The organism is Moraxella equi, assembly GCF_002027555.1.
Lineage (GTDB): Bacteria > Pseudomonadota > Gammaproteobacteria > Pseudomonadales > Moraxellaceae > Moraxella > Moraxella equi.
Map to the genome: position 1 here is coordinate 1 of NZ_MXAP01000165.1, position 8,859 is coordinate 8,859.

Below are 8,859 nucleotides of genomic sequence, written 5' to 3' on the forward strand. Positions count from 1 at the left end.
AGTTTGATATGGTCTAGACAAAATCAACCGTTCACACTCCGCCTGTGCCACGAGCATTCTATCAAAAGGGTCGGAATGTGCTTGCTGATAACTGCTTGCGGTGCGTGCATGAATGAGTTTTGTTGACAATATCACAAACCCATCCTCTTTTGCCAGTATTTCAAACCACTCTACCGCTTTTTGGGCGATTGGCAATTTACCTTTTTGATATTTTATGCCAAGCTCCCATAGGTTAATCAAGCTGATAAAAATCTGATTGTCTTTGTTAGCAATCTGTGCCCTTGCATTAGCCGATAAACTACTCGGACAAACCCACCACCACAGCAATGTGTGCGTATCTAACAAATAACTTGCCATCATGTCCCCATGCTGATACCGTATGGGTCGGTACTGTCCCAGTCCGCTTTATTGAGCGGAGCGAGCAAAACCTGCTCATCAATGGTAACATCATCTTGACCCAACAACATCGCCAATCTCCCTGCCGTGCGTTCGTTTTTTGATGAATGCAAAGGCATGATTGGGGTGACGTTTACCTCTGCTTCAACCTTTTCAATCTCCGCCTTTTACCCTGCATTGATATATTGCACAATGCTGGGCGGTAGGCTTGCCAATTCTATTATCATTGCTATCCTCTTGGGTTGTTTGTAAATATTTTACCCCACCACCCCACTCCACACCAATTGACACCCCACCACAATGAGCAAGCACGCAAAGGCTTTTTTGAGTGTGCCTGCTGGCAGTTTGTGGGCGATTTTTGCCCCAAGTTTGGCGGTGATAAAGCTCGCCACGCTAATGGCGACAAAAGCAGGCAAGTGCACAAAGCCAAGCAGTCCTGCCACAGGCTCGCTCATACTCGCCACATGACTTCGCCCAAACACCATAAAGCCTAACGCCCCTGCAATGGCAATGGGCAGACCGCACGCTGCCGAAGTCCCGACCGCTTGTTTCATGGGTAGACCTGCGTGGGTAAGATACGGCACATTTAGACTACCACCGCCAATCCCAAAAATCGCCGAAGCCATACCAATCACACCGCCCGCCACGCTCTGACTCATCGGCTTGGGCAGGGGCTTGATATTCTCGTCCGCCTTTTTCATAAACATCTGTATGGACATGACAATGGCAAATACGCCAATCAACACTTGCAAATAATCCCCCTTGATAAGCGTTGCCACCCACGCCCCAAACAGCGAACCGACCACCAAGCCATAGGTTAGATTCTTAAACACGTCCCAACGTACCCCGCCTTTTTTGTTGTGAGCCGTCAAAGAGCTGATAGACGTGATGATAATAGTCGCCAGAGCCGTCCCCACCGACACATGGGGGATAAACTCGCTCGGAAAGCCATACACCCCCAAAATCCACACAAGTGCTGGCACGATGATAAGACCACCGCCCACGCCAAACAGCCCTGCACACACGCCCGCAAACGCTCCTGCGACCACAAACCACAGATACATCATGTTACATACTCTCACATTTACCAAATTTATGGTATTATAGCTTATTTTTATTCATTTGAAACAATCAAAAACCGCCCCATGCCAAATTTTTTGACCGCCACGCCCCGCACCCATTTTGACACAACAGACAGCACCAACACTCAGCTTATCCACGCCATTACAGACGGCACGCACCCCCATACCGCCCCCCACCTATACACGGCAAACCACCAGACGGCAGGGCGTGGACAGCACGGGCGGACATGGGTGAGCGGTGCGGACAATGTGTTTTTGTCTTTATATGTTCCGATTGGGCAGGGGCAATTTGAGTTACATCAATTATCGGGCTTATTGTCATTGGCGGTTGGATTTGAATTATCTCATTTAACTGTTATCCAAACCATAAATCAAACTCGTAAAACCAAAAACTTACCCCCCATTGGCGTAAAATGGGCAAATGACGTGGGCTTTTATGATGATAAGGCAGGATTTTTTAAAAAACTCGCTGGCATTTTAATTGAACCTGTTTTTAAAAAATTGGATAAAAATACGCTTGTGGGCGTGGTGATTGGTGTGGGGTTAAATGTCCATAATTCGCCTGTGATAAAAGACGGTCTTTATCAAGCGACGTGTTTAAAAGAATTATCCGACATAAAAACAACCGCCCAAGATTTATGCATCCCAATGACAAATGCAATCTTTCAAGCAATAGAAATTTGTAATCATTGTAAAGAAACCATGTATCTACAAAATTTTATTGATAAATTTAACGCCAATCATCTTTTGACCGACAAACTCATTCATATTTTTATGCAAAATAATATGACCGATATTTATGCCAAAGGCAGGTGTATCGGTATTGGCAATCAAGGCGAATTGTTGTTAAATGACAATGGCGATATTAAGCCGATATTTGCAGGTATGGCAAAAATTGTGAATTAGGTTTTTAAATAAATTTTAGGGGAAAATTGCAATTTGCCCTTTATTAAAACTTGGTATTAAAAATCGGTATTTAAATTGAGATTTTTTAAAAATTATCCCCACGATATGAGAATTTTTAAAATTTATATAAATGCCAAAACCCATTTTACTAAGGAAAATCATGAAAAAACTTTGGCTAGATTTGGGCAATACCCGCCTAAAATATTGGATAGTGGATAACGACACCATTATCGCCCATGACGCAAAAGAACACCTAAAAGCCCCCAATGAGTTACTATTTGGACTGCTTGGCACGCTGGCAAGTTTTGAACCTGAATTTGTGGGCATTTCTAGCGTGCTTGGCGAAAAAATCAACACCGCCATTAATAAGACTTTGCAGGGCTTTGCCGTGCCGTTTGAATTTGCCAAAGTCAATGCCAATCACCCTCTTTTGACAAGCCATTACGACCCCAATCAGCTTGGCGTGGACAGATGGCTACAAATGCTCGGCGTGGTGGATAACACCAAAAAACAATGCGTGGTCGGCTGTGGCACGGCTTTGACGATTGATTTGATAGAACACGGCACGCATTTGGGCGGATATATCCTGCCCAACGTCTATATGCAACGCCACGCCCTGTATGCAGGCACTCAGCAGATTGCGGTGAAAGCTGGGCGGTTTGACAGCGTGGAGCTTGGGCGGACGACTTTTGATGCGGTCAATCACGGCGTACTGTTTGGCGTGGTGGGGGCGGTGCGTGCGGTGCAAGCAGACTACCCTGATTTTGAGATTACGCTCACAGGGGGCGGGGCGGATATGATAAATGTGCAGTTTGGGGATGAGCTTAACACCGAAGCAGAGCTACTGTTGGCAGGGCTAAGTCGGTATTTTGCTTAGACAATTTAATACTGGCGTGGGGCGTACTTCACAAGCCATTGCTTGGCTTGTGAAGTACGCCCCCCCTTTTTTTAAGTTTAACCTAAAAATACCACAATACCGCCAACGCCACTTGCTCGTGCGTGTCATCACGCCCACGCTCCGCCTTGCCTGTCAAGCGTAGGGCGTATGTGGGGCTGATGTCGTACTGCACGCCGACATTAAGAGCAGGCTGAACGTATGCCGAGCGGGTCTCGCCTTGATTGTGATGATACCATATCGGCAGGGCAAGCTCGCCCATGACACGCACCTTATCACTGGCATGATGAATACAGCCGACATTCACGCCTGCCCCCACACGATAGCCCTTATTGATATGCCCCACTTGTCCGCCATAACCGCCAAACGCGTAGCAGAGCGTATCGGCAAGCCTGCCTGTATCTGGCTCGCCCTGCCCGAGTGTCCATGATTTACCCTTTTCTAGACGCACACCAAAGACCATATGGTCATCATTATTCCTATCCGAGCCGTCCATGACCTGCATGAGCCGTGCGTGCTGACCCCATGCCATGCCGTTATGGGCTTTGGCGGTGTTGGTTGGGTTATAACTGCGTGTGCTAAACACCGTTGCCTTATCCACTTTTAGCCTATCATCATATCGTACATCGAGCGAGAGCATTTCGACATCAAGATACTGGCGTACGCCCACAGGTCTATCTAGCACATCATGATATGCCGAGCGTAACGACAGTCCAAAAGTTGTGCCGTCATTATCACCCGTGCGTGTGCCATGATAACTGTCATCATAGCCGACCGATAAGCCAATGCGGTGCGTGGGACTGGCATGGGCGGGGTTGCTAGGGCTTGTAACCACACCCTGTGTGCCGTTTTGCACCGCTTGGGCGGTACTGCTCTTGGACGGTAGGTATTTGGTATCAAGCACCAGCCCCTTATCGGTCAGCACCCGTGCCACTTCGTTAGGAATAACGACTTTACCCACCGCTTCACGCAACTCACTGCCACGCACGACATCAATCAGGCGTAATATCTCACTGGCACAGTTGTCATGAGTAAAAAAATACGGACGTTTTAAATCTTTGGTCTCCCACACATGTCGCATGATTTGGGCGACTTCGGCAGTGGTGAGATTTAAGCGATATTCCCAAATGTCTCGCTCATCATCAAGCAAGTACACATCTCGCTTTTCATCATAATCATAAAACTCCATGACCCCTGCATAACCGCCCACCAGCGAGCGGGCACTGGCTTTGGCTTCGACGTCCGCCTTATCTCGGGCAACGGTGTAGTTAATGGCAAAAGCATCATCATCACGACCACTTGCCAGACTTTGCTCGGTGTCCGCCTTTATCATCACATGAGCGAACGCCGAGCCGAGCGAATTAGGGTGCTCATCGGCAAAGGTCAGCGACAACGCCCGAGCGTCATACTGTTTCGCCCACGCATGAAATTCATCACAACCGCTGTCATCTAACGCCAAGCCCAACTGCTCTGCCACATAGTGCGTGCGAGCAGGAAAGGCACACAGCACCTTATCATCACGTTCATCTATCGCCTTGATGATAGCGTCAAGCTCGGCTCTGGTGTCACCCCCTGCCAATAAAAAATGAGGGTCTTTGGCAGTGGGTTTGCCTTTTTTGTCAAGCAGTAACAATTTTCGCCATGCAGGGGAGCTTGCCACGTCCGCCAAAGAGTCAGATTGGCTGGCGTTTGGGGTGGTGCTAGGCTGGGAATTATCCGCTAAAAATGAATGCTGAATCTCATCAAAAACCACACCACTGTCTCGATACGCCACATTAGTGCCGTCTGTTAGGGCATTGCCAGATGAGACGGCATACGCTGGCATGCTCATCAAGGCAGTCAGGCTAAGGGCTAGTAGTGTGGGGGCGGATTGGTAAAAATTTTTCATAGCAAGTGTTAAATCAAGTGTTAAATTTAAATAAAAATTGATAGAATAGACTTTTGACAAGTATAAATCATCATGACAAAATTCACCACTTTTTTTATCAAAGACGGCATATTACACGGAGCGGACTTTGTGCCGTCCCCCAATTTTAATGCCCGCCCCGACTGCCCCATTACAGGCATTGTCATTCATAATATCAGCCTGCCCCCAAGCGAATTTGGCAAAACCGATGCTACTGGCACGCATTTTGTCAAAGCCTTTTTTCAAAATAACCTAAATGCCAATGACCACGACTATTTTAAAACGATTACCGATTTAGAAGTCTCAGCTCATTTATTTATTGAGCGAGACGGATCTGTTAGTCAATTTGTCAATTTTAATGACAGGGCATGGCACGCAGGGAAGTCCGCTTATCTTGGGCGGTCAAATTGCAATGATTTTACCATTGGCATAGAATTAGAAGGCGATGATTACTCACCCTTTACCAAGATACAATACACCGCCCTTGCTCATATTATCCACGCCATTTATACCGCCTATCCTGCCACAAAGAGACATCTTATGGGACATAGTGATATTGCTCCTGCTCGCAAAACCGACCCTGGCGAATTTTTTGATTGGCAAAAATTAAGACAACTGGTCGATGATTTATGCAAAAAATAATGGATTTAATTTTTTAAAAATTTTTAGGAGATTTATTAAAAATTTAATTAAAAAATACCCCAAATTTATTACCAATTTTTAAAAGGAATTAATATGCACACCAAAGATTATTTAGTCTTATTTAGCGTGGTTCTGATTTGGGGTGTCAATTTTTTGGCAATGAAAATCGGCTTAAATGATGTACCGACTTTGATATTAGGCATGGTGCGTTTTTTATTGATTTTATTGCCCGCTGTTTTCTTTTTTAAAAAACCCAATGCCCCGTGGATTTATTTGATTTTATATGGCTTAACCATTAGCTTTGGACAATTTAGCCTCATGTTTTTGGCATTGTCATGGCACTTTCCCACAGGGCTGTCGGCACTGATTTTACAAGCACAAGTGTTCTTAACCGTGCTGTTTTCGTGCATACTGCTAAAAGAATCCGTCAAGCCCAATCATCTTGTCGGCATGATAACGGCAGGGGTTGGGCTCACGCTCATTGGCGTGGGGCAATATCAAGGCGGATTTTCGCTCATCGGTATGCTCCCTGTGCTGGGTGCGGCGTTCAGCTGGGCGATTGGCAATGTCATCGTCAAAAAAATCGGACAAGTCAATCCTTTATCACTCGTCATTTGGGATAATATTTCGGCATTTATGGCATTTACTATTTTCTCTGTATTTAATTATGGTGTCGGTGGCGTGATGAGCCATTTGGCAAATTTTAGCACGCTTGGCATATTGTCCGTGATGTTTTTATCCTATGTGGCAAGCTGTGTTGGCTATACAGGCTGGGGGTATTTGCTGGCTCAGCATTCGGCAAGCAAGGTTACGCCCTTTATCATGCTTGTGCCTGTCATTGCGTTGGTCGTGGGCTATGTGGCGTTAAAAGAGCGTCTTATTTTGTGGCATTATGTGGGGATTTTGACGGTATTGTTTGGGCTTGGGGTGCATTTGTTGGACGGACAGTGGTTTGATAAGAAGTTTTAAAAATGGTTTATTTATTTGAATGGCATTATTTTAAAATATGGTATGTTCAATAAAATACTTTTTAAAATTTGATGCGTGGGGGAAAATTGAAATTCTCCCAAAATTAATATTTATCACAGGGTTAATGCAGTTTTCCCCTACAATTTATCCAAAAGTTTTATCCAATTAAAATTTGTATTTTTTTAAATTAACATATTTTTAAAAATAAAATTGGTTAAAATCATTTTTTATATCAATAAAACGGTGCGTATTACGCACCTTACAATCATAAAATAAATCACGGAAATTTTTAAAAAATCATTCACCCTTTTTATTATTTTTAATTTAAACAGCCCCAATTTTGATTTAACAAATCCGCCCACACCCCACAAATTCACAAAAAATTCATCCACTCATCGCCCAAATCCTTTATAATACGCACAAATTTTTGTTGGCAATTTATCATGGCAAAATCTCGTCTGTTCCGTTCTACCCTTGTCGTTAGCTCCATGACCATGCTCTCACGCATTTTGGGCTTGGTGCGTGATGTCGTCCTTATGGGCGTGTTTGGGGCAGGCGGTCTTATGGACGCATTTTTGGTCGCCTTCAAAATCCCCAACTTTTTACGCAGGCTCTTTGCCGAAGGGGCGTTCTCACAAGCCTTCGTGCCTGTCTTGACCGAATATAAAGAACAAAAAACCTTTAACGAAATTCAGCTACTCATCAGCCGTGTCTCGGGCGTGCTTGGGGTGATATTGCTGGCACTCACGGTGGCGGTGCTTGCCCTTGCCCCCTTTGTGATACAGCTTTTTGCCCCTGGGTTTGTGGATGACCCTGCCAAATTCAACACGGCAACCGAGCTTTTGTACCTAACCTTTCCTTATTTGTTTTTTATTTCCATGACGGCATTTTTTGGCAGTATTTTACAAAGCTATGGTAAATTTGCCCCACCTGCCTTCGCTCCTGTCCTACTCAATATCTCCATGATAGTCGGGGCGTGGCTTATCGCTCCCATGCTTGACAAATCTATCATGGCACTAGGCTATGCGGTGGCGGTGGCGGGTGTATTACAGCTTATCATACAACTGCCTGATTTATATCGCAAAAAATTGCTGGTCGCCCCAAGCATTGATTTTAAACATGAAGGGGTCAGACGCATTTTGACGCTCATGCTCCCTGCCATTTTTGGGGTGTCGGTAACGCAAATCAACCTGCTACTCAACACCATTTTTGCATCCAAAATGGCAAACGGCTCGGTCTCATGGCTCTACTCTGCCGAGCGGCTGAGCGAATTGCCACTCGGTCTCATCGGCGTGGCAATCGGTACGGTCATTTTGCCCAGCCTGTCGGCAAGCCGTGCCAAAGCAGACATGACAGAATTTGGCAAAACCCTAGACTGGGCAATGCGTCTCATCATCCTTATCGGTCTGCCTGCGTCTGTGGCGATGTTTGTGCTGTCGGACGTGCTGATGAACGCCCTGTTTGTGCGTGGCGAATTTAGCACCACAGACGGCGACATGGCTTCTCTTGCTCTACGCTGTCTGTCGGGCGGGATTTTGGGTTTTATGCTTATCAAGGTGTTCGCCCCTGCGTTTTTTGCAGGGCAAGACACCAAAACGCCTGTCAAAATTGGTATCGTCTCGGTGTTTGCCAATATGCTATTTAGCGTGGTGTTTATTGGGATTTTTTATCTTGCCAAATTGCCCTTGCATGGCGGTCTTGCCCTAGCCACGACAGGGGCAAGCTTTGTCAATGCGGGGCTTTTGTATTACTTTTTGCAAAAGCGGGACATTTGGCACTTTGGCAAACATTGGTACAAAATGGGCATGCAGTTTGTCATCGCCACGCTCGCCATGACGGTAAGTCTGTATGCGGTGCTACCCTACTACCCCCAAGACGGCTCGGCATGGGCAAAACTTGCCGTGCTAATCGCTATCTGCGTGCTAGGTGCGGTGGTGTATGGCGTGGTGCTACTTGCCAGTGGGTTTAGACCAAGACAGTTACGGCATGGGTGAGATTGAAAGAAAAAGGGAATGTGCAATATTCATCTTTTAAAATCAAAATATATTGGTGCGTAATACGCA

General features: G+C 45.8%; 9 protein-coding genes. 5 read left to right on the top strand and 4 right to left on the bottom strand.

Going from position 1 to position 8,859, the window contains the following annotated elements:
- The 3 genes from B5J93_RS12730 to B5J93_RS12735 all read right to left on the bottom strand — a co-directional run.
- Positions 1 to 357 (bottom strand): type II toxin-antitoxin system VapC family toxin (locus tag B5J93_RS12730; RefSeq protein ID WP_079326709.1); only part of this gene is annotated, 357 nt, incomplete at its 3' end.
- On the bottom strand, positions 357 to 515 hold the full coding sequence (locus tag B5J93_RS13625) for a hypothetical protein (RefSeq protein ID WP_158080749.1): 159 nt from the start codon (positions 513 to 515) through the stop codon (positions 357 to 359). The genes B5J93_RS13625 and B5J93_RS12730, both read right to left, overlap by 1 nt.
- A gap of 138 nt (positions 516 to 653) precedes the next feature.
- Positions 654 to 1,463 (bottom strand): sulfite exporter TauE/SafE family protein, encoded by an 810-nt coding sequence (locus B5J93_RS12735; protein WP_079326710.1) that lies wholly within the window; start codon positions 1,461 to 1,463, stop codon positions 654 to 656.
- 78 nt (positions 1,464 to 1,541) lie between these two features.
- On the opposite strand from B5J93_RS12735, the gene B5J93_RS12740 reads away from it, so the two are divergent.
- Both B5J93_RS12740 and B5J93_RS12745 read left to right on the top strand, forming a co-directional pair.
- A complete protein-coding gene (locus B5J93_RS12740; RefSeq protein ID WP_079326711.1) occupies positions 1,542 to 2,384 on the top strand; it encodes a biotin--[acetyl-CoA-carboxylase] ligase in 843 nt (280 codons plus the stop codon).
- A gap of 160 nt (positions 2,385 to 2,544) precedes the next feature.
- Positions 2,545 to 3,261, top strand: coding sequence for a pantothenate kinase (locus tag B5J93_RS12745; RefSeq protein WP_079326712.1), 717 nt, complete (start codon positions 2,545 to 2,547; stop codon positions 3,259 to 3,261).
- 82 nt (positions 3,262 to 3,343) lie between these two features.
- Here the strand turns inward: B5J93_RS12745 and B5J93_RS12750 are convergent, their stop codons facing one another.
- On the bottom strand, positions 3,344 to 5,167 hold the full coding sequence (locus B5J93_RS12750) for a DUF7840 domain-containing protein (RefSeq protein WP_079326713.1): 1,824 nt from the start codon (positions 5,165 to 5,167) through the stop codon (positions 3,344 to 3,346).
- A gap of 72 nt (positions 5,168 to 5,239) precedes the next feature.
- On the opposite strand from B5J93_RS12750, the gene ampD reads away from it, so the two are divergent.
- From ampD to murJ, 3 genes are all read left to right on the top strand, one after another.
- Positions 5,240 to 5,827: a 1,6-anhydro-N-acetylmuramyl-L-alanine amidase AmpD gene (gene ampD / locus B5J93_RS12755; RefSeq protein ID WP_079326714.1), complete on the top strand. Its 588-nt coding sequence runs from the start codon at positions 5,240 to 5,242 to the stop codon at positions 5,825 to 5,827.
- 93 nt (positions 5,828 to 5,920) lie between these two features.
- Entirely contained in the window at positions 5,921 to 6,796 is an 876-nt protein-coding gene (locus tag B5J93_RS12760; RefSeq protein ID WP_079326715.1) for an EamA family transporter, read from the top strand.
- Between the two features lie 443 nt (positions 6,797 to 7,239).
- Positions 7,240 to 8,790, top strand: a complete 1,551-nt coding sequence (murJ, locus tag B5J93_RS12765) for a murein biosynthesis integral membrane protein MurJ (RefSeq protein ID WP_079326716.1) — start codon at positions 7,240 to 7,242, stop codon at positions 8,788 to 8,790.
- Positions 8,791 to 8,859 lie beyond the last annotated feature (69 nt).